Annotated in this window: 12 protein-coding genes and 5 pseudogenes; 8 read left to right on the top strand and 9 right to left on the bottom strand. The window is 70.0% G+C overall.

Translation table 11 applies throughout. The features are described 5' to 3' along the window. Positions 1-55: 55 nt before the first annotated feature. The 6 genes and pseudogenes from BCD49_RS37445 (at position 56) to BCD49_RS37420 (ending at position 11951) form a co-directional block, all read left to right on the top strand. A complete protein-coding gene (locus BCD49_RS37445) occupies positions 56-2377 on the top strand; it encodes an ATP-binding protein (RefSeq protein ID WP_007510780.1) in 2322 nt (773 codons plus the stop codon). A gap of 6 nt (positions 2378-2383) precedes the next feature. Next, positions 2384-5251, top strand: a complete 2868-nt coding sequence (locus tag BCD49_RS37440) for an ABC transporter permease subunit (protein ID WP_007510781.1) — start codon at positions 2384-2386, stop codon at positions 5249-5251. Positions 5252-5352: 101 nt separating this feature from the next. Then, a complete protein-coding gene (locus tag BCD49_RS37435; protein ID WP_007510782.1) occupies positions 5353-6651 on the top strand; it encodes an ABC transporter substrate-binding protein in 1299 nt (432 codons plus the stop codon). 134 nt (positions 6652-6785) lie between these two features. Continuing rightward, positions 6786-8303: pseudogene (locus tag BCD49_RS46680) on the top strand (alpha-L-rhamnosidase-related protein). A gap of 94 nt (positions 8304-8397) precedes the next feature. Continuing rightward, a complete protein-coding gene (locus tag BCD49_RS37425; protein WP_071042461.1) occupies positions 8398-10614 on the top strand; it encodes a glycoside hydrolase family 3 C-terminal domain-containing protein in 2217 nt (738 codons plus the stop codon). Positions 10615-10727: 113 nt separating this feature from the next. Then, on the top strand, positions 10728-11951 hold the full coding sequence (locus BCD49_RS37420; protein WP_007510785.1) for a phytanoyl-CoA dioxygenase family protein: 1224 nt from the start codon (positions 10728-10730) through the stop codon (positions 11949-11951). A 336-nt stretch (positions 11952-12287) separates the two neighbouring features. Here the strand turns inward: BCD49_RS37420 and BCD49_RS45605 are convergent, their stop codons facing one another. Genes BCD49_RS45605 through BCD49_RS37410 form a run of 3 tightly spaced genes read right to left on the bottom strand, consistent with a single transcriptional unit; the run spans position 12288 to position 14271 of the window. Then, a complete protein-coding gene (locus BCD49_RS45605) occupies positions 12288-12542 on the bottom strand; it encodes an alpha-L-rhamnosidase N-terminal domain-containing protein (protein ID WP_425343353.1) in 255 nt (84 codons plus the stop codon). A gap of 5 nt (positions 12543-12547) precedes the next feature. Then, positions 12548-14041 (bottom strand): glycoside hydrolase family 43 protein, encoded by a 1494-nt coding sequence (locus BCD49_RS37415; protein ID WP_007510786.1) that lies wholly within the window; start codon positions 14039-14041, stop codon positions 12548-12550. Continuing rightward, the gene (locus tag BCD49_RS37410; RefSeq protein WP_007510787.1) at positions 14038-14271 is read right to left on the bottom strand and encodes a hypothetical protein; all 234 of its coding nucleotides are present in this window, start codon (positions 14269-14271) and stop codon (positions 14038-14040) included. Before BCD49_RS37410 ends, BCD49_RS37415 begins: the two co-directional genes overlap by 4 nt. Positions 14272-14499: 228 nt before the next feature. Between BCD49_RS37410 and BCD49_RS44510 the strand changes: the two are divergent. After that, positions 14500-14613: pseudogene (locus BCD49_RS44510) on the top strand (LacI family DNA-binding transcriptional regulator); the annotation flags it as partial. After that, positions 14587-14883, top strand: a pseudogene (locus BCD49_RS37405) (DDE-type integrase/transposase/recombinase); the annotation flags it as partial. The pseudogenes BCD49_RS44510 and BCD49_RS37405, both read left to right, overlap by 27 nt. Positions 14884-14940: 57 nt before the next feature. Here BCD49_RS37405 and BCD49_RS45600 read toward each other — a convergent pair. From BCD49_RS45600 to BCD49_RS37380, 6 genes and pseudogenes are all read right to left on the bottom strand, one after another. Beyond that, positions 14941-15060 (bottom strand): annotated as a pseudogene (locus BCD49_RS45600) (integrase); the annotation flags it as partial. 48 nt (positions 15061-15108) lie between these two features. Beyond that, positions 15109-16175, bottom strand: a pseudogene (locus BCD49_RS37400) (integrase core domain-containing protein). Between the two features lie 610 nt (positions 16176-16785). Continuing rightward, positions 16786-17070 carry a hypothetical protein gene (locus BCD49_RS37395; protein WP_071042460.1) on the bottom strand — a complete coding sequence of 95 codons (285 nt, stop codon included), beginning with the start codon at positions 17068-17070 and terminating at the stop codon, positions 16786-16788. 468 nt (positions 17071-17538) lie between these two features. Continuing rightward, positions 17539-18474, bottom strand: a complete 936-nt coding sequence (locus BCD49_RS37390) for a hypothetical protein (RefSeq protein WP_007510791.1) — start codon at positions 18472-18474, stop codon at positions 17539-17541. Between the two features lie 3 nt (positions 18475-18477). After that, positions 18478-18915, bottom strand: a complete 438-nt coding sequence (locus BCD49_RS37385) for a hypothetical protein (RefSeq protein ID WP_007510793.1) — start codon at positions 18913-18915, stop codon at positions 18478-18480. A 57-nt stretch (positions 18916-18972) separates the two neighbouring features. Next, the coding region (locus BCD49_RS37380) for a CHAT domain-containing protein (RefSeq protein WP_131803643.1) at positions 18973-20685 on the bottom strand (1713 nt) is incomplete at its 5' end.

Below are 20685 nucleotides of genomic sequence, written 5' to 3'. Positions count from 1 at the left end.
CGAACAGCGACCATGAGCGTCCGTCGAACCGGCCGCCAGCTCAGGAAAGTAGGCCATGGGTGTACAGGAAGTCGGGATTAACGGCGGTCCGCCGCGATCGGACCGAGCCGTGAGCGCGCGAGCCGGCTCGGCGCGGGTGGCCGCCGTGCCGGCCAGTCAGGCACCAGCCGCCGCCCAGGAGACGAGCCCGACACGGTCGGTCGCGGGGCTGGCGGCCGGCCTGATCGACGCCGAGGCGGAACGCCGGGAACGCCAGGCTGAGGCGCGCCGCGAGGTGATCTTCGCCGACGACCTGCTGCCGGGGGTCGGCGGTGAGTCGTTGTCGCTGCGTCAGGGGCTGGCCGTGGGCGGCGCCTTCACGTTCCTGACGCTGGTGGTGCTGTCCGCGTTGGACGAACTGGAGTCGGCGGCCCTGGCGGTGCTGGCGCCGGACATCCGGGACGCGTTCGGCCTGAGTGACGGCGCGATCGTGTTCATCTCCGCCGCGGCCGGTGCCTTCCTAGTGCTGGGTGCGCTGCCGATGGGATGGCTGGCGGACCGGTGCCGGCGTAGCCGGGTGATCGGCTGGGCGGGTGTCGCGTTCTCGCTGATGGTGCTCGCGTCGGGGCTGGCCGCGAACGCGTTCCTGTTCTTCCTGGCCCGCTTCGGTGTCGGGGTGGCGAAGTCGAGCAACAACTCGGTTCACGGCTCGCTGCTCGCGGACGTGTATCCGATCGGGGTGCGGGGGCGGATCTCGGCGACGACCTACGGTGCGGCCCGTGCCGCGGGAGCCCTCAGCCCTCTGCTGGTCGCGGCCATTGCGACCTGGGCGGGCGGGGACGATGGCTGGCGCTGGCCGTTCCTGGTCCTCGGCCTACCCGCGATGGCCGTGGCGGTTGTCGCCTTTCGGTTACCGGAGCCGCCACGGGGCCAGCACGAGATGAGGTCGGTGCTGGGGGAGGTGATCGAGGACGCCGAGCCGATGCCGATCTCGGTGGAGGCGGCGTTCGCCCGGCTGATGCGCATCCGCACGGTGAAGACCGCGATCATTGCCTTCTCGGCGCTGGGCTTCAGCCTGTTCACGACGAGCATCCTCGCGAACCTGTGGGCCGAGGACCACTACGGGATGTCGACCTTCCAGCGGGGCCTGATGGGTTCGCTCGGCGGCGCCGCGCTCCTCCTGGCGCTGCCGGTCGTCGGGCCGCGGTACGACCGGCTCTACCACCGGGATCCCGCGCGGGCGGTGGCGCTGCTCGGGCTGTGCGTGCTGCCGGGCGCGGTACTGCTGCCGGTGCAGTGGTTCATGCCGAACTGGATCGGCTTCATGCTGGCCAGCATTCCGGGCGCGGTGTTCGCCTCGGTCGCGTTCTCGATGGTCGGCCCGGTGATGCAGTCCGTGGTGCCCTACCGGCTGCGCGGCCTGGGCATCGCGATGTCCGCCGTCTACATGTTCTTCGTCGGCGCGACCGGCGGCGCGCTGCTGTCCGGCCTGCTCAGCGACGCCTACGACCCGCGGGTGGCGGTCCTGGTGATCGGGGTTCCGACAACCCTCGTCGGTGGCCTGATGCTGATCCGCGGCGCGTCCTTCGTGAAGAACGACCTGTCGCTGGTTGTCGCGGATCTCCAGGAGGAGCTGGCCGAACGCGACCGGCAGCGGACCGACCCGGAGAACATCCCGGTGCTGCAGGTCAACAACATCGACTTCTCCTACGGCAACGTGCAGGTGCTGTTCGACGTCGCCTTCGACGTCCGGCGCGGCGAGACGCTGGCCCTGCTCGGCACCAACGGCGCCGGGAAGTCGACGATCCTGAAGGTCGTCTGCGGGCTTGGCACCCCGTCTCGAGGCGTCGTCCGGCTGAACGGCCGGACGATCACCTACGTCGCCCCGGAACAGCGCGGGCGCTACGGCGTGCGGCTGATGCCGGGCGGCAAGGGCGTCTTCGGCGCGATGACCGTCCAGGAGAACCTCGAGATGAGCGCCTTCCAGCTGCGCCGGGACGGCGCCGGCCGCGATCGTCGTTTCGCCTACGTGCTCGACCTCTTCCCCGACCTGGCCGGCCGCCTGTCGCAGCGTGCCGGGTCGCTGTCGGGTGGGCAGCAGCAGATGCTCGCGCTCGCGATGGTGCTGCTGCACGACCCCGAGGTGCTGCTGATCGACGAGCTCTCACTCGGCCTGTCGCCCATCGTGGTGCAGGACCTGCTCGCCATCCTCGAACGGCTCAAGGCCGACGGGCTGACGATCATCCTCGTCGAACAGTCGCTGAACATCGCGCTGGCGATCGCCGACCGGGCCGTGTTCCTGGAGAAGGGCCAGGTCCGGTTCACCGGCCCAGCCCGCGAGCTGGCCGAACGCGACGACCTGGCCCGTGCCGTGTTCCTCGGCCGGGAAGGCGGCTGACCCGTCATGCAGCTGCCCACCACCCAACTGCTCTTCGACGGCGCCGTCACCGGACTGGTCATCGGCCTGCTCGCGACCAGCATCGTGCTCGTCCACCGCGCCAGCCGCGTCATCAACTTTGCCGTCGCCAACATGGGCCTCGTCGGCTCCGTCCTTTTCGCGCTGCTCGCTGTGCGCTGGAACGTGCCGTACTGGATCGCCCTGGCCATCGCCCTGGCGGTCGGGACGGTGTTCGGCGCGCTCGTCGACCTGGCCGTGGTCCGCCGGCTGTTCTCCGCGCCGCGGGTGATCCTGCTGGTCGCCACCATCGGTGTCGCMCAACTCGCGCTCACCGTCGTCACCTCATATCCGGACCTGGACGACCACTCGACGGAGCGCTACCCGGTGCCCTGGGGCGGCACCTGGTCGCCGGTGGACAGTCTGAAGATCACCGGTGCGCAGCTGAGCGTCCTGGTCATGGTTCCGCTCGTCGCGAGCCTGCTGGGCTTGTTCCTGGGGCGCACCGTGCTCGGTAGGACGGTGCTGGCCTCGGCGGACAACCCGGAACTGGCGCGGCTGCAGGGGATCAGCCCGAAGACGGTCTCCACCGCGGTGTGGGCGGCGGCCGGGCTGGTCGGCACCCTCTGCCTGATCCTGATCTCCGCGCAGAACCAGTCCCTGACCCAGATCACCACCCTCGGCCCGACCACGCTGGTGCGGGCGCTGGCCGCGGCGGTCATCGCCCGGATGACGTCGTTCCGGATCGCCCTGGTCGCCGGYGTCGTGCTCGGCCTGCTCCAGTCGTTCATCCAGTTCAACTGGCTCGACCAGCCGGGCCTGACCGACCTCGTCATCCTCGTGCTGGTCCTGGCGGCGGTGTTCCTGGTCAGCCGCGGGCGTGACACCGATGCGTCGTCCTTTGCCTTCGCCCCGAAGACCAGGCCGGTTCCCGACCGGCTGCGCGGCGTGTGGTGGGTCCGCCACCTCGAACGGGCCCCGCTGCTCCTGCTCGGGCTGATCGCCGTGGTGCTGCCGTTGCTGGTCACCCAGCCGTCGCGGCACCTGCTCTACACCGTGATCCTCTGCTGGGCGATCTGCGCGGCCTCGGTCACGATCCTCACCGGCTGGGCCGGCCAGCTCTCCCTCGGCCAGATGGCCTTCGCCGGCCTCGGCGCTCTCACCGCCGCCGCCCTGAACCGCGGCCTGCGGATCTCCTTCGGGGACATGACCGTCACGCTGGACGCCCTGCCGTTCCCCGCGGCCGTCCTGGTCGCCTGCCTGCTCACGGCCGCGCTCGCCGCGCTGGTCGGTGCCGGCGCGCTGCGGGTACGCGGGCTGCTGCTCGCGGTCAGCACCTTCGCGTTCGGGATCGCTGCCGAGCAGTACCTCTACCGCCTCGGCCTGTTCCACGACGAGGGTTCGAGCGTCGCGTCGTTCCCGCGGAGCACGGTTTTCGGTATCGACATCACCAGCCAGCGCGCGTATTACTACCTGGTCCTGATCGTTCTGGCGGTCGTGATGGCCGTGGTCGCCCGGCTACGCCGGTCGGGCGTCGGCCGCACGACGGTCGGCGTCCGCGACAACCCGGCGACGGCTGCCGCCTACACCGTGCCCGCCACCCGGGTGAAGCTGCGCGCGTTCGCGCTCGCCGGCGGCATCGCCGGCCTCGGCGGCAGCCTGCTCGCGGGCGCCGTCCAGAACGTCCCGTACGCCGACAAGTTCTTCCTCACCGGCGACTCGCTCACCCTGGTGTCCATCGTGGTCATCGGCGGCCTTGGATCGGTATACGGACCGGTGCTCGGCGCCCTGTGGGTCGTCGGCCTGCCCGCGATCTTCCCCGACAACGACGTCGTGCCCCTGCTGACCTCCAGCCTTGGCCTGCTCGTCCTGCTGCTGTACTTCCCCGGCGGGCTGGTCCAGATCGGCTACGCCGCCCGCGACGCCGTCCTGAGGCTCGCCGAACGCCGGATCGGCGCCCCGCCCCCGACCAAGATCGCCAGTGGCGCCCCGGCGGCGCTGGTCCGCGCCGCCGCCCGCGAGCCGTGGCCCGCGGACCGGCCCGTGCTGACGACCAGCCAGGCTCGGGTGGCGTTCGGCGGCCTGACCGCCGTCGACGGGGTGTCTCTCCAGGTCGGGCCCGGCGAGATCGTCGGACTGATCGGCACTAACGGGGCCGGCAAGTCCACCCTGATGAACGCGATCGGCGGATTCGTCCCGGCGACGGGCACCGTCGAGCTGCTCGGCCGGGACATCACCGCAGCGAACCCGGCCGCCCGCGCCCGCGCCGGGCTCGGCCGCACCTTCCAAGCCGCCACCCTCTTCCCCGAACTCACCGTCCGCCAGACCCTGCAGGTCGCCCTGGAGGCGCGCGGCCGCACTGGGCTGCTGGCCACGGCCCTGCACCTGCCGCACACCTTCCGCAACGAACGCGCGAAGAAGTCCGAGGCCGACGACCTGATCGGCTTCCTCGGCCTGGGCCGCTACGCCGAAGCGCTCATCGCCGACCTGTCCACTGGCACCCGCCGGATCGTCGAGCTCGCCGGGCTGCTCGCGTTGGACGCCCGGGTGCTGTGCCTGGACGAGCCCACCGCGGGGATAGCGCAACGCGAGACCGAGGCGTTCGGACCGCTCATCCAGGAGATCCGCCGCGAACTCGACGCCGCGATGCTCGTCATCGAGCACGACATGCCATTGATCATGAGCATCAGCGACCGGGTCTACTGCCTCGAGACCGGCCGTGTCATCGCCGAGGGCGTGCCCGACGTGGTCCGCGCCGACCCAAAGGTCATTGCCAGCTACCTCGGCACCGACGAACGCGCCATCACCCGTAGCGGACGGGCGCCCGGCACACCGGATGACGACCACGCGCCCGCCGCGGCGAACGCGTCGACCTGAGCGACGGCTCGCCGCTCGCCGGCCCGCGACGCCGCCACGCGGCGACCGCCGCCGGTCCGCTTCTTTCCCCACCACCCGCCGTATGAAATCGGAGCCCTTGGATGAGGCCGCACCACCATCGCCGACGCCGTCTGGGATTACTACTCGCTGCGGTCACCGCGCTCGCCGTGGCCGGCTGCAGTGTCGAGTCGGGCGGCGACGCCGCCACACCGTCCTCTTCGCCGAGTTTGCTGCCGGCGCCGCTCGCCCCGGCGATCTCGCCCGGCGTCACCGCCGACACCATCAAGCTCGGACTCGTCTATCCCGACCTGTCCAAGGTCAAGCAGTTCGTCCACATCGACCATGGTGACTACAAGGCCGCCTTCCAGGCCCTGGTTGACAAGATCAACAAGGGTGGCGGTATCAACGGCCGCAAGATTGTGCCCGTGTACGGCGCGGTCGACGTCCTCTCGCCGACCGGCGCCCAGGACACCTGCGTCCACCTGATCGAGGACGAAAAGGTCTTCGCGGTCGTCGGCAACCTCAACACCAACGAGCCGATGTGCTACGTCCAGACCCACAAGACCGCCCTCGTCGGCGGCTCGCTCACGACGGAGAGCTACGCCAAGGCTCAGGCGCCCTGGTTCTCGGACCTGCGAGGCGGCGACGAGGTGGGCGACGGCCTGAAGCTGTTCCGTGGCGACCTGGTTGGCAGGAAGGTCGCGGTCGTGACCTACGTCGGTGACAAGGCCGTGCTGGACGACACCGTGCTGCCAGGGCTGCGGAGCATGGGTGTCACCCCGGTCCAGAGCGGGGTGCTGGACGCGCCGCTGACCGACCCGGCCGCGGTCGCCCAGCAGACCGGCGTCTTCGTCCAGAAGTTCCAGTCCGCCGGCGTGGACACGGTGCTCGTGGTCGGCGGTATCTCGACCCAGTTCCCGGCGCAGCTCGAGAAGACCGACTACCGGCCCAGGCTGCTGTTCACCGACGTCAGCCAGGCTCGCGCGTACTCGTTCGACGCCGGTGCCCACGACTTCAGCACGCTGCGGGGCGCAGTGGCTCTCGGCCTCGGCACCGACTTCGCCGAACCGGCCAACCAGGAATGCGTCCACACCGTCGAGGCCGCCGTACCCGGCCTCAAGATCGTGGACCCGGATACCGTACCGCCCGGTGAGCCGGCACCAGGGGTGTCGGTGTCGGTCGCGTGCCGCTATCTCGCCCTGTTCACCGCCATCGCCGACAAGGCCGGCCGGGATCTCACCTACCAGAGCTTCCAACGGGCGGGCTTCGCTCTCGGCTCCTTCCAGATCCCCTTCTACACGGACAGGGCCACCTACAGCCAGAACACGCCGCACGGCGCCATTCCGGACCGCCGGTTCGAGTACGACCCGGCGAAGAAGAACTTCGCCCTCGTCCGGTAGCGGTCGGCGCCGGCTCGTCATGGGTCCGGCCGGGGAGGCGTCCGCGGCCTTCACCGGCCGGCTCCGCGGCCGGATATCCGGGTGACGGCCGCCGACGAACGGGCCGACAGGATTACCGAGGAGTGAGAGAAACGATGTCACTTTCCTGGCGGGCCTCCTTCATAATCCCTTCCTTCCGCGCCGTCGCGGAGATCCCGGTGCCGGCGCCGTATCTGCGCCGCGAGTTCACCGTCGGCGAGGGGCTGGTGAGAGCCAGCCTGCACGTCACCGCGCTCGGGCTCGTCGAGGCCCACGTCGACGGCGGTCGGGCGGGTAACGAGGTGCTCACGCCGGGGTGGACGTCCTACGACCACCGCCTGGCCGTCAGCAGCCATGACATCACCAGCATGCTGCGGACGGGACGGAACGCGCTCGGTGCCGTACTCGGTGAGGGCTGGGCGGTCGGCCGGCTGACCTGGGAGCCGAACCGGGACATCCTTGCCCGCCAGTACTTGTCCATGACCGCGTTCATCGACAGTGTGGCAGGCCGCCTCGACGAGAACGGCCTGTGGAACTCAGGGTTTCAGCTCGGGGACTGGCTCGACCGGATGCGCCCGCCCACAACCCCGCCGGCGGGAAGACGGACGCCTACCTGGTCGCCACCGCCTACCTGTGCCGGACGACCCGGGAGCTGGCCAGCACCGCCGAGGTGCTGGGCCACGACGGTGACGCGGCCAGGTACACAGCGCTGCACCAGCGGGTCCGCCAGGCGTTCCGCGACCAGGTGGGTCACCCCCGCCGGACTGGTCGCGAACGACACCGTCACCGCCTACGCACTGGCCATCTGCTTCGACATCCTCGCCCCGGGCCAGGAGCCGCGCGCCGGCGCCCGGCTGGCCGCTCTCGTAGCGAAGGCCGACCACACCATCACCACCGGCTTCGCCGGTACGCCCTTCGTCACGCATGCCCTGACCCGCACCGGTCATCTGGACACCGCCTACAGGCTGCTGCTCCAGACCGCCTGCCCCTCCTTCCTCTATCCCGTCACGCAGGGCGCGACCACGATCTGGGAACGGTGGGACGCCATCCGTCCCGACGACACGCTCAACGACACCGACATGACGTCCCTCAACCACTACGCCCTCGGCGCCATCGCCGGCTGGCTGCACCGCGTGGTCGGCGGCCTCGAACCCATCCAACCCGGTTACAGCCGGATGCGCATCGCGCCAGGGCCCGGCGGCGGACTCACCCATGCCACCGTCACCCACGACACCCCCTACGGCCGGGTCCGGATGGGCTGGCGACACGGACCGGACGGCCGGATGACCGTTGAGGTGACCGTCCCGGCCGGCACCACCGCCCAGGTCGTCCTGCCACGACACCCGGAGGACCTCACCGTGGACATCGAGGCGGGCGACCACCGCTGGGAGTACGACACCCCATCGCCCGCCCGGCCCGCCTACGGCCTCGACACGCCGCTGAAGGTGCTCTTCTACGACGCTGCCGTCTGGGCCGCCCTGGGGACCGTCTTCCAGAAACACCTGCCGCAGTTCGCCAACACCGACAGCGGAACCGAACCGTCGCTGCCCTCGCTCCAGGCACTCCTGGAGTACTTCCCCGCCCAGGCTCCGGCGCTCGAACGGGATCTCGCCGCGGTGCTCGAGGCTYCCTAGAGCCGCTCCAGGTCCACCTCTTCATCCGTCACCTCGGACACGCCCGACGTGTTCAACCGTCGTGTCGCCACCACCTCCGCGAAAGGTCCAACTGATGCCGTCGACCGATCCCGCCGACCTGCCCCTGGAAAAGAAGGCGTCCCTGCTGTCGGGCCGTGACTTCTGGACAACCAAGCCCCTTGATGAGGCCGGAATCTCCTCGATCGTTCTCACCGACGGTCCGCACGGTATCCGCCTCCAGCGAGGCGACGCCGATCATCTCGGCATCAACGACAGTCTGCCCGCTACCTGTCTGCCGCCCGCCGTCGCGGTGGGCTCGAGCTGGGATGTCGAGGTGGCCGAACGGTTGGGCGTGGCGGTCGGCCGCGAGGCCCGCGCGCTCGGCGTCACGGTGGTCCTCGGCCCGGGAGTCAACATCAAGCGTTCGCCGTTGTGCGGGCGGAACTTCGAGTACTACTCGGAGGACCCCCTGCTGGCTGGYGTGCTGGGCGCCGCGCACGTGCGGGGCCTGCAGTCCCAGGGCGTGGGCGCGTYGGTGAAGCACTTCGCGGCCAACAACCAGGAGACCGACCGGATGCGGGTCAGCGCCGACGTCGACGAGCGGACCCTGCGGGAGATTTATCTCGCCGCCTTCGAGCGGATCGTCACCGAGGCGCGGCCGGCGACGGTGATGTCGTCCTACAACCGCGTCAACGRCACGCCCGCCTCCCAGAACCGCTGGCTGCTCACGGACGTCCTTCGCACCGAATGGGGATTTCAGGGTGTCGTCGTCTCCGACTGGGGCGGCGTCTATGACCGCGTCRCCGCCCTGGCCGCCGGGCTGGACCTGCAGATGCCGGGCACGAACGGCGGCAACGACCTGCAGATCGTGCGGGCCGTCCGCGGCGGGACCCTTGACGAGTCCCTGGTTGATGCGAGCGCACGCCGTATAGCCACCCTGGCCACCCTGGCCGCCGAGGCGGAGGGCGACCTGCCAGTCGCCGAGCATCATGCCCTGGCCAGAGAGCTGGCCGCTGACTGCGCCGTGCTCCTCAAGAACGACGGGAACGTCCTGCCCCTGGACCGCCGGTCGCGCATCGCGGTCATCGGTGACCTTGCCACCGGTCCCCGGTTCCAGGGCGGCGGCAGCTCCCGCATCATCCCCACCCAGACCGACATCCCCCTCGACTGCATCCGCGCCCTCGGCACGGCCGTGACGTACGCGCAGGGATACGCGGCCGACGGCGCGGACGATCAGTCGGAACTGCGTGCGCAGGCCGTAGAGATCGCCAGGAATGCCGACGTGACGGTCGTGTTCGTCGGGCCGGACGAGGAGACCGAAGGCGTCGACCGTGCCCACATCGACCTGCCCGCCAACCAGGTGGACCTCATCCGCGCGGTCGCCGCGGCTGCCCCGCGTACCGTCGTCGTGCTCTCCAACGGCGGTGTCGTGTCCCTCGAAGGCTGGCACGACGAGGTCGACGCGATCCTCGAGGGCTGGCTGCTTGGCCAGGCGGCGGGCGGCGCGATCGCCGACATCCTCTTCGGCGTCACCAACCCCTCCGGACACCTCGCCGAGACCATTCCTCTGCGCCTGCAGGACACCCCCAGCTACCTGACCTTCCCAGGCGAGGCCGGCCACGTCCGCTACGGCGAAGGTGTCATGGTCGGCTACCGCCACTACCAGACCGTCGACCGCGCGGTCCGCTACCCCTTCGGCCACGGGCTGGGTTACACCACCTTCGCCACCGACGGCCTCGGGACCACCGTGACCGGAGCCGACACCGCCACGGTCCATGTCACCGTGACCAATACCGGTGACCGGGCGGGCAAACACGTCGTACAGCTGTACGTCGCCACCACCGCGGGACCCGCCCGCCGTCCCACCCGCGAGCTCCGCGCCTTCACGAAGATCGCCTTGCGGCCCGGCGAGACCTACTCGGTCGCTCTGGACCTCGACCGGCGCGCCTTCGCCTACTACGACGTCGAACTGGGCCGGTGGGCCGTCGCCCCCGGCGACTACACGATCCAGATCGGCGAGAACGCCGCGCACATCGTCGCCGAGCAGACCATAACCCTCACCGGCGACGCCGACCACAGGCCGCTCACTCTCGACTCCCCGATCGGTGAATGGCTCGACCACCCCGTCGTCGGCGAGATGTTCCGGCAGTCACTCGACGAGGGAATGACCGGAGAGGCGCAGGAGTCACTCGCCCGGAACCCCGAGGTGCTCGAAATGATCTCCAGTATGCCCATCCGCCAGCTTTTGAATCTCGGCGGCCGTGCGCTCCAGAACGAAACCCTGGCCCACATGATGGAGCTGAGCCGGTGATCTCCGTTCGTCGACCTGCGACCACCGGCGCGACGGGGAATGCAGAGAGGGTGCCCGTGAGCCGTTGAAGATTTCGCCGTCGACCAAGAATAGTTTCCCCCGGAGGGGTAGTTGTGCCTGTAACCCTGGACCGTCGTACCCGCTGGGACGCCGACCTGCGCCACGTCGACATAGAGGATTTCCTCGCGAACGAGTTTCCGGACCTTGCCGCGCGTCACGGCCATCTCGTGGCGCAGGGAATCGACTTCCTCGGCGCTCCGCCCCTCGCGATCGAGATGGGTGGTGCTGCGTGGACCTTCTCCAGCGACGGGAGGACACTGACGGCCGCCAGCGGTGTGGCCGAAGGCGCCCTCATTGTAACGTTCAGCACCGGCGACTTTTCCGACTGGGTGCAGAACCAGCGTTCGTTCAACGCCATGCTCGTCGCGCGCGAGCTTCGGTACCGCGGCGGCACCGAGCGGGACGTCTCCATCTGGGACTCGCTCTGGCTGACCCTCCTGGAAGGGTGGCCGGTCACGCCCGACGACGTCGACTTCCGTGACCGCGACGGCGAACGGCTCGAACTCGGCCGGATCTTCACTCCCGACGACGACCCGACGGACGTCGCCCATTTCCTGCGGGAGGCCGGGTTTCTGCACCTGCGCGGCTGGGTCGACCCGGCGGACATGCGGGAGGTGTCGGCTGATGTCGATCGTGCGCTGCCCGACTACTACGAAGGCGACGGTCGGTCGTGGTGGGCGACCGTGGCGGACGGCTCCCGCCGCTGTGTCCGGCTTCAGGAGTTCGTAGATCGGTCTCCGACCATCGCGGCCATCCTCCGTGGTGACCGCTGGGACCATCTGCGTCGCGCCCTGGCCGGCGACGACGTCCTCGTGTCAGCCCCGGTGACGGGGCGCGTTCTGGAGGCGCTCGTCAAGCCGCGCGAGGTGAGGGCCGGCCCGTCGGATGTCAGCTTCCACCGAGACTGTCACCTCGGTCGGCACGCCTATGGGTGTTCAAAACCGATCGTCGGCATCGCTGTCACCGCGAGCGGCGAGGAGAACGGGCAGCTGCGGGTCGTCGCCGGTTCGCACCGTGCCCTGATGCCGGTCGAGATCGCCAAGATTCGGCCCTACCTGCCGGTGGTCGCCGTCCCCACCGAGGCGGGCGACGTGACCGTGCATCTGAGCTGCACGCTCCACGAGTCGACCCCGCCACTCGTGTCGGAGCGCCGCGTGCTGTACACGAGCTTCTCGCTCCCCGCGCGTGAGCCGGCCACCGACGCCGGCCGCGCGATCGCCGAGCTCCGCGAGCGGGTGTTCAAAATTCTCGATCCGGCCGCCACCGACGGCCGCTGAATCGCGCGGCGGCATGGTCGAAGCGAAGCCGCACCTGCCGACGCCGCCAGCTACGGCGCCGACCTCATGCTTTCCGCCGACGAGATCCGTGACGTGGCCGGGCCAACCCGGAACTGCTTCACGACGTGCGCGTGCCGTGCTGGCGCCCTTCGACTCTGAGACGGCAACGCGCTCGGCGAGCGTAACGAAACCGTGCACCTTGGAGGCGTCATCGTCGGCGGACGTGCCTTCCGGGGCGACCCGTACGCCGACTTCATGTCCCTCGTCCCGTTCGGCGACATCGAAATCGACACCAACTTCATGGACGACCATCGCGGGGCCGGTGGGTTGATGAGTTCACCCCGCGACTACGCCGCCGGCTACCCGCCTGATCGGCGGTGCGTTCGCGCGACGAGGGTGTCGAGGTCCGCGGTCGACGACCTCGACCGCAGACCCGCCGCCGTCGTAGCCCGCTGTGCTCCAATCCGTGAGATCCGGCCGGGCGTCGTGGGTCTCGCCGTCGCAGACGCCGTCCACGAGGATCGCGCCGGTCGCGGCACGCCAGCCCGTGTCACTCCTGGCGGTCGCCGTAGTGACACGGAATTCCTCCAGCTCCCCTATTTCCGGGTTTCCTGCACCGCTGCTGTGGAGGCATCCAAACCCTGGTACTCGAAGTTCGCCAGCGTGGCGTCGGTTCCGATGGCTTCGACGCCGACGACGCGACCGGTGAATCCACCGGCAACTTCGGTGGAGAGGTAGCGGCCGTCGGCGGCGGCGAGCGGCTGGAATTGGCCGTCGCGGAGGTAGCCCAGTTCGAGTTGGTCGGGTCCGCTGCGGAAGGTATGCGCGTCGGGATGCGCGACGGCGCGGACAGCGAGCGGATGCTGTGGCCCGATCCCCGCGACGGTGGCGAGGGCCTGGTCGAGGGGGCCGAGCACCATCCGCGCGGTCAGTGTGTCGCCGCGCCGTTCGACGGCGGCCCAGTGGTCGTCGTCAAGACGGACGGTCAGGCAGGCGTCGCCGGCGGGGATCGTCGCGGTGGCCTGCCACTGCATGTCCTGGGTGCGTACCGCGAGTAGGTGGCGGGCCTCGCGTGCGTCCGGTGCCCGACCGGCGGCCAGCACGACGCCGCCTCCGGCTCGGAGATCGGCGAACGTCTGCGGGTTCGTCCCGGGTGAGATCCACCGGTGGTGTAGGGCCGGAGCGGAGAAGTCGTCGGTGAAGGCGGTGGGCCGTACCGGCACGGTATATCGGTCCTCGACGACCGTGGGCCAGTCACTGGCCCATTCGACGCCGGCGAGGAACGTTTCGCGGCCGTTGACGTGGAACTTGGGAGAGCTGCCGCGGGGGCGTACCCCAAGGTGGACCATGGCCCAGTCTCCGTTGGGGAGTTCCACGAGGTCGGCGTGGCCGGTGTTCTGGACCGGGTGTTCGGTGCCGCTGCGGGTGAGGATTGGATTGGCTGGGTTCGCGTCGAAGGGGCCGGTGATCGAACGGGAGCGGGCGACGGTCACGGTGTGGCCGCGCTCGGTGCCGCCTTCGGCGATGACGAGGTACCACCAGCCGCCGTGGCGGTACAGGTGGGGTGCCTCGGGAAAGGCGAGTCCTGTCCCGCTCCACAGCGCCTGTGGTTCGGAGAGGAGCTTGCCGGACTCGGGGTCGACGGCGGCCTGCATGATCGTTCCGGGGTATGACCAGCTTAGATAGCAGGTGCCGTCGTCGTCCCAGGCCAGGTCGGGGTCGATGCCCAATGCCCCCTGAGTGTAGACGGGGTCGGTCCATGCCCCGGCCGGGTCGTCGGTGTGGACCAGGAGATGGCCCTTCCTGACATCCGTGAAGTTCGTCGTGACGAGCCAGAACCGGCCGTCACGGTGGCGCAGTGTAGGGGCGAAGATCCCGGCGCTGGCAAAGGCGAGGCCAGGGGCCACGTTCAGCTGGGTGGGGCGGTCGAGCACGTTGCCAATCTGCTCCCAGTGCAGGAGGTCCGTACTGTGGAAGATCGGCACCCCGGGGAAATACTCAAAACTGGAGGTCGCCAGGTAGTAGTCACTGCCGACTCGGCAGATCGACGGGTCCGGATAGAAACCGGGAAGAATCGGGTTGACGTTCACGTGCGCTCTCCTCGATGCATCATGATGCTGCGCCGACGCCGGAATGATTCCGTGACGCCGGGAGTCGTGATGTCCGCCGTCGTGTCGGTGCCGTCGCGTTCGCCGTGCACCATCGCGTCGTGCGGCAGTCGGACCGGCTCCCAGCCGGTGTCGGCCTGCCCCAGGATCGTCAGGAACGCCTCGGCCTTCGGCCGGAAGAACCAGCCGTCGTTGAACGATGTGCGAATCAACCGACGCCCCTCTGATTGCACGTGGAATTCGGCGGTGACACCCCGCCCGCGCCGGCGAAGCCGTCTCGGAAGCCGCCGATGGCGTGCTCCTGGATCCGCCACGGCCCGGGTGCCCCAGGCCACTTGCACGAGCAAGTGGCGCGGGACGCAAGCTAACATCGATGGACTTGCACGTGCAAGTCGGACAGCGGCCACGCCAGCGGGACGAGAGACAGGAGACAGGCGGCCATGCCAGAGGCAAGCATCGGACGCCGTGTCACAGCCGTGGACGTCGCTCGCGAGGCCGGGGTCTCGCGGGCCACCGTGGGATACGTCCTGAACGCCACCACGGATAAGGCACTGCTCTACCCGCGGGTCCTCGACGAGCTGCTGTCCGAGGCCTGCCACGTCGACGCCGCTCGGGAGAACAACAGGATCGAGTCCGACCACAGCCGGCTCAAGGCCAGACTGCGACCGATGCGCGGGCTGAAATGGCTGCGCTCCGCCTAGACGATCAGCAGCGGACACGCCTTGATCCAAAATATCCGCCGCGGCCACAACGAACTCGCCACCGACGCCGATCCGCGGCTGCGGCTATCGGTCGCGTTCTCCGAGCTCGCCGCAGCGGTCTGATCCTCGCGCCTACCAGGGCCTCCGCGCGCACCCGGCCCTCCGAATGCAACAGGCCCGTTCGCCCTGGATGCGGCGGTGGCCCCAGGTCGGGTTGTCGAGGGCCAGACGGATCACCAGTGCTCGCAGTTCGTCGTTCACCGGCGGTCGGCCGACCCGGTGCGGGTAGCTCCACCGCCGCGGACCTGTGGGGTTCCAGAACTCGGCCACCTGTGTTGAGCTGGGCTTTTATGCGACTCGTTCGTATTCGCCGATCAAGCCGCCGCGGACGGGCCGGCGCTTGATCCGTTCCTTGGCAAGGTCGGCGATGAGGTGATCGGGCCGCGGTGGCCGGAGATCACGGCTGCGGTGGGGTCGTCGTCCGTTGTAATGGCCCGTGTATTCGGTCAGGACGGTACGGAGGTGTCGTTCACCGAAGGTGAGCATGCGGTCAGTGACCTCCGCGCGGACTGTGCGGACGAACCGTTCCGCGTGGGCGTTTGCTCGGGGAGCTCGAGGTGGGATCTTGAGCACCGTGATGCCCGCGTCGGCGAGGACCGCGTCGAACGACGCGGTGAACTGGCCGGCGCGGTCGCGGACCAGGAACCGGAACTCGGCCGCCGGTCGCCAAGATCCATGAGGACGTTGCGGATCTGCTGGGTGGTCCATGGCCCGTCCGGGTGGGCGGTGACGCCGGCGAGGTGGACGTAGCGGGTTCCGACCTCCAGGACGAAGAAGCAGTACAGACGCCGCAGCGTCACGGCGCAGTCGACGTGGAAGAAGTCAACGGCCAGCGTGGTCGATGCCTGGGTGCGCAGGAACTGCCGCCAGGTGGTGTCGGTCTGCCGGGTCGGTGCCGGCGGTATCCGCAGCGTCTTGAGGACGCGGCGGATGGTGGAGGCGCTGACCCGGTGGCCGAGCTTGCGTAGCTCGCCCTGTATCCGCTGGTAGCCCCACGTCCTGTTCTCGGTCGCGAGCTGGCTGATCAGCGTGGTGATCCCTGGGCTGACGGGCGGCCGTCCGGTCCGGTGCGGATAGGTCCACTTCCTGGTGACCAGGCGGCGGTGCCAGCGCAGGACGGTGCCGGGGGTGATCAGCCGGTGCATCCGTAGCCGTCTCGGCAGGAGCCGGATCAGCGCGGCGAGTACCGCCCGGTCCGCCCAGTCCCACCGGGGTTTGGGTTGGTTCCGGCGCAGCACGGCGACCTCGTGTCGGAGCACGAGCAGTTCGATGTCCTTGGACGCCGAGGAACGACCGAGCAGGACGAGCCAGCCACACACCCGAGCGAAGATCAGGTAGAGCAGGCGCACGGGCATGACTGACCGTCCTGCCGACCGCGCAGCCATCGCATCAGCCCAGGTCACAAGCCCAGGCCGACTGTTCACACCCCACAGGTCGACGGCCAGCGGCAGGTCGCCGACCGCTGCGGCAAGCCCGTCGGACTGGTCGACGGCCAGGTCGGGGAGGTGGCGGCGTAGGAGGGCGATCGATTCGGTGCGGGTGAATTCGCCGATCTCGACGAGGGCGACGCCGCCCGCGGCCGAAGGCCACGCGCCGTGCGTCGACACCATCGATCACCATCGACGGCCGGGCTGGCCAGGAGCCCTGGGAATCGGCATGACGGTGGACGAGAAGTGTCCTGGTACGCCACGGCTGGTCGCATCCCGATCCTTGATCTACCCTGGGCATTCGCTTCGGTGGCCGGTAGGCGCACCCCCGTCGCCTACCGGCGCCGAAGCGTCTCAGGTTGACGGTCCCGTTACTGCCGGGGAGCCCGAGGCGGCTCCGGGCTTCGGGGCAACGTCTGTTCGAGGACGGCTTCTGTGAGGGCTGCGCGGTGTTCCCGCAGGCCGTATCGGGGTGCCGGTCCGGCGCAGATCTGCAGGAGCCGGTCGACCGGCCAGCTGACGCCGATTCCTTGCCTGGTCAGGTACAGGGCCAGATGGCGGGGCTCCGGTTCGGCGTGGTCGGTGAGCAGGCCGGCGACCAGTCGGCGCAGTAGCGCAGGGCCTCGGTCGGGTTGGTGAGCGCGGTCAGGTCGGTCGTCGTGCGGAAGGTCAGCAGGGTGTCGGCCACGAGCGCGTCCGGTCCCGCGCCAGCCACGCCGCCGGCGAGGACCAGGCCGCTGGCGCCCCGGGCGCGCAGCCGGGCGAAAGGGCTGGCACCTGCCAGGGTCACCAGGCGCAGCATGTCCTCGACCGCGACGTCCACGATCATCTCCAGGAGGTCCGGGACGGAACTACGCGCCGTACCTGGCACGTTCGGCGTCCGGCCGGCGTGCGCGGCCGTGTCGAATATGCCGATCCAATAGGCMATTCTCCGGACTACGAGGCGCAGGGATGGCGGAGGAGCGGGCACAGTATCGCCGATTGCTGGCGTCGCGCTACGCCGATGGTTGTACTCAAACGTGGGTAAGCCTCGGGGTCTGCTCTGTGTCCGGCGGCCAGGTGCTGTGGCCCGTCAAAGTTCCGGGGCCGGATAGCGAGATCGCGCATCGCGGCGGCCGGTCGCGGCGCGGTTGAGCGCTGTCCCGGCCGGGCGGTGCCGTTTGACGGCGGTGAGGATGCCATCGGACAGCGCGACCATCCCTGCGGCGGTCAATGGTCGATCGTTGTGTGGCCCATCCGTCCGCTCAAGATCATATTTATCTGACTGCTGTTTTCTCGCCATGGATGGCGGTTAGGAGGGTGGGGTGAAGGTGGGGGTGGTGTCGTCGGAGCCGCGCCACAGGTAGGTGGTGAGCTTCCGTCCGTGCTCGTGTTCTTGGTGGGGGTTGGTGGGTGGGGGCCAGCGTAGCTGGGTGTAGAGGGTGGTGCGGTGGGTGTCGTAGGCGGCTTCGATCAGGTCACCGAAGATCCCCGCCCGGGCGGGGATCACGAGGGTGATGGTGAGGGCGGCGACGGCCAGGCCGATGGGGATGGCCAGGAGGGTGAGGGGGGCGAAGGCACAGAACAGCAGTCCCCACAGCGTGGTGGTGGCGGCGGTGTCGAGGGCGGTGCGGGCGGCTTGCAGGTCGGCGCGGACGTTGTCGGGGAGGGCGGGCCAGAGTCGGGGCCAGCAGATGACTGTGTCGAGGCCGTATTTGTCGAGGGGGCGGCGTTCGGCGGCGCGCAGGATGTTGCCGATTGGGGTGGGCAGGAAGTAGCCGGGGGTGGCGGGCGAGGGGCGCCGTCGGCGGCGGCGTTCGAGCCGGGTGTAGGCGGCGAGCTGGTCGACGGTGGGTGTCGCAGGCGGATGGATCTGGGCGTAGGCGGTCTGCCAGGCTTTCTGGTCGTGGGCGGCACGGGTGGCCAGCCAGTGGGCGAGGCGGTGGCGTAGGGGGTCGGCCCAGGCCGGCCAGTAGCCTTCCAGCAGCCGCAGCAGCGGGGTGGCGGCCTGGTGGATGAGGACGGCGGAGGCGGCGACGGCGAGCAGGACGGTGAGGACGGCCGTGGCCTGGACGAGGGTCGTCTGCCGGTCGAGCCAGTTGGTGTGTGTGGTCAGGCTGTGCAGTCCGCCGTGGTGGTAGGTCCAGGCGGCCAGCCCGCCCAGCCAGAAAATGAGGGCGGGGATGGAGATGGCGGCGGCTCGGTCGGCGAGTTTGCCGCCGACCGCCTCCCAGAAGGTGCCAAGCATGTGTCAGGACCGCGTTAGCTGAGTCTGGTGGGTTTTGCAGGTCGGCACGGGGGTTCCGACGTCGGGTCGGTACCAGACGTAGTCGCCGTGTGGGCAGGTGTAGCGGTCAGCGGTGGCGGGGCTGGGGTCCCCCAGCGGGCTGCCGCTGCCTGCGGTGCGGTGGTGGTAGTGGGGTTGCTGGTAGGGCGGTCGGAAGTGTGGGGGGTCGGTGAGGACCTCCATGAGGAACCGGCTGGTGGTGGGGTTGGTGTCGAGCAGGTCGCGTAGTCGGCGGGTGCGCTCGGCTGGATCGGCCGGGCCGAGCAGGGTGTCGGCGAGCTGACGGTCCAGTCCGGCGGCGGCCCGCGGGCCGATCAGCTCGTCCAGGTAGGGGCGGATCGCCCGCGCCGCCTCCGCCACGCCGTCGTCGCCGACGGCCGGGCTGGTGTCGTCGGTCTGCATGTCGGTGTCATCCCAGGTGGTGTCGAGGTCTGGCGGGGTCTGTGCAAGGTGTGGTTGTCAGGCGCCGACGTGGATGTGGGATGCCCACACCGCCGGCATGCGCGCCCACAGGCTGCGGGATCCGCGGGCGGCTGTGTGGACGGCGGCGGCGGTGTCCCCGCTGTCGGTGAGGGTGGTGTAGATGTCGTGGGCGATGTTGACGGCATGCTGGTCGCCGATCGGCCACAGGGCGGCAATGACGTGTCGGTAGCCGGCGAGTTGGAACGCGGAGGCCAGGTGGATTGCCTCGTCGGTCAGCCGGCTGCCTGGCATCGCGGTGGAGCAGGCGGACAGGAACGCCAGTTCCGCGTCGTGCAGCTGTAGCCGGGCGACGTCGAGGACGGTCAGCGGCTGGTCGGCCAGCAGCAAACGGCTGGTGGAGGGGTCGGCCAGCTCGGCGGCGCCGTGGCAGGCGAAGTGCGCCCACCGGCCGGCCGGCAGCCTGTCCAGCACCGTCTGCCGGGTCGCCTCCGGACCGGTCAGCACGTCGACCTGGCCAGGGAACCGGGCCTGCAGGGCACTGGTTTCGGCCAGGGCGCCGGGCAGGTCGGGCGCGTCGGGGGTGTGGGGCATCGCCACCGCGACCAGCCGGCCGTCCTCGCGGAGGGCGACCCGGCTGTCGGCGCGTGGGCGGCCGGTGTGGCGGGTGTGGGCCAGGGCGCGGATGGTGGGAGTGTAGGAGGGGATCACCCGGTCGAGGACGGTGGCCGGCGCCGGGTCGAACCGGGTGTGGTGATGACCGGCGGCGTGCACCGGCAGGAACGACAGCAGCCCCGACGTGCACCACCACAGCCGCGGCCAGCGTCCACCGTCGGTCGTCGGGCCGACGATGCCCAGCCGGTCGAGTACTGGGCCGGCGAGGACATCCCACAGCCAGCCGAGAATCTCACCCACCCGCCCCTGTGCCGCTGAGGTGGTGTCGTCCAGCGCGGTGAGGAAGGCGTTCACCTGGTCGTAGACCGTCTGGGGGGTCAGCCCGGCCAGCGGCACCGCCTCCACCCCGCCGCCGGTCAGGAGCAGCGCGTGGGAACCGAACCGCGAGACCGCCACGACCACCACCGGGCCGTCGGCGGCCGTCGCCAGCAGTTCGCCGACCGGCGGTGGCCGGAGAAACCCAGCGAAGCCATCCAGCTCACGGATCCTGGCGATCAGATCGTCGAACGCCACCGCCGTCGCCCGCCGTTCGGCACCGGTAGCAGTGGCAGCGGCACCACCCTCACTGAGCTGGTGCCGAGTCGGCCGGGCCGGGTCGTTGGCCCGGTCCAAGGCGTCACGCAGGCCGGTGAACGATGCCGCCAGGTCGGGATGCCGCTCGGCGAGGATGGTCAGGTCGGTGCGGGTGTCCAATGCCTGGCCCAGCATCACCCCCCGGCCCTGCTCGAACAGCTCCACCGCCTGGCCCACCAGACCGGCCCGTACGCAGCAGGCCGCCGCGTCCGCGCCCAGACTCCCCACCTCGGCCAGCAGATACTCCTGATCGCCTCGACCCAGGACACGCGGCGCCACCTGCCCCAGCAGCTCGATCGCCGCCGCAAACCCTGTCACCGCCTCGTCCCACCGGCCTGCGTCTGCCGCCGCCCGCGCCCAGCCACGCGCCGCACCCACCCGGACCCGCGGCGACGCTCCGACCACCCGAACCGCGGCCTGGTGGGCGTCGATCTCGGCATTCAGGTCCGCCAGGTTCCCGCCTCGCTCGAACCGGGTGCGCAGGGCGATGCCGAGGTTGGACAG

Origin of the sequence: Pseudofrankia sp. EUN1h, assembly GCF_001854645.1 — a bacterium.
GTDB lineage: Bacteria > Actinomycetota > Actinomycetes > Frankiales > Frankiaceae > Pseudofrankia > Pseudofrankia saprophytica.
This window is presented reverse-complemented; position numbering and strand designations above follow the sequence as displayed.

Bases quoted from the DNA above. Each gene is read 5' to 3' on its own strand.
- BCD49_RS37390 (WP_007510791.1), bottom strand. From the start codon at position 18,474: ATGCTTGGCACCTTCTGGGAGGCGGTCGGCGGCAAACTCGCCGACCGA.
- BCD49_RS37445 (WP_007510780.1), top strand. From the start codon at position 56: ATGGGTGTACAGGAAGTCGGGATTAACGGCGGTCCGCCGCGATCGGAC.
- BCD49_RS37435 (WP_007510782.1), top strand. From the start codon at position 5,353: ATGAGGCCGCACCACCATCGCCGACGCCGTCTGGGATTACTACTCGCT.
- BCD49_RS37385 (WP_007510793.1), bottom strand. From the start codon at position 18,915: ATGCAGACCGACGACACCAGCCCGGCCGTCGGCGACGACGGCGTGGCG.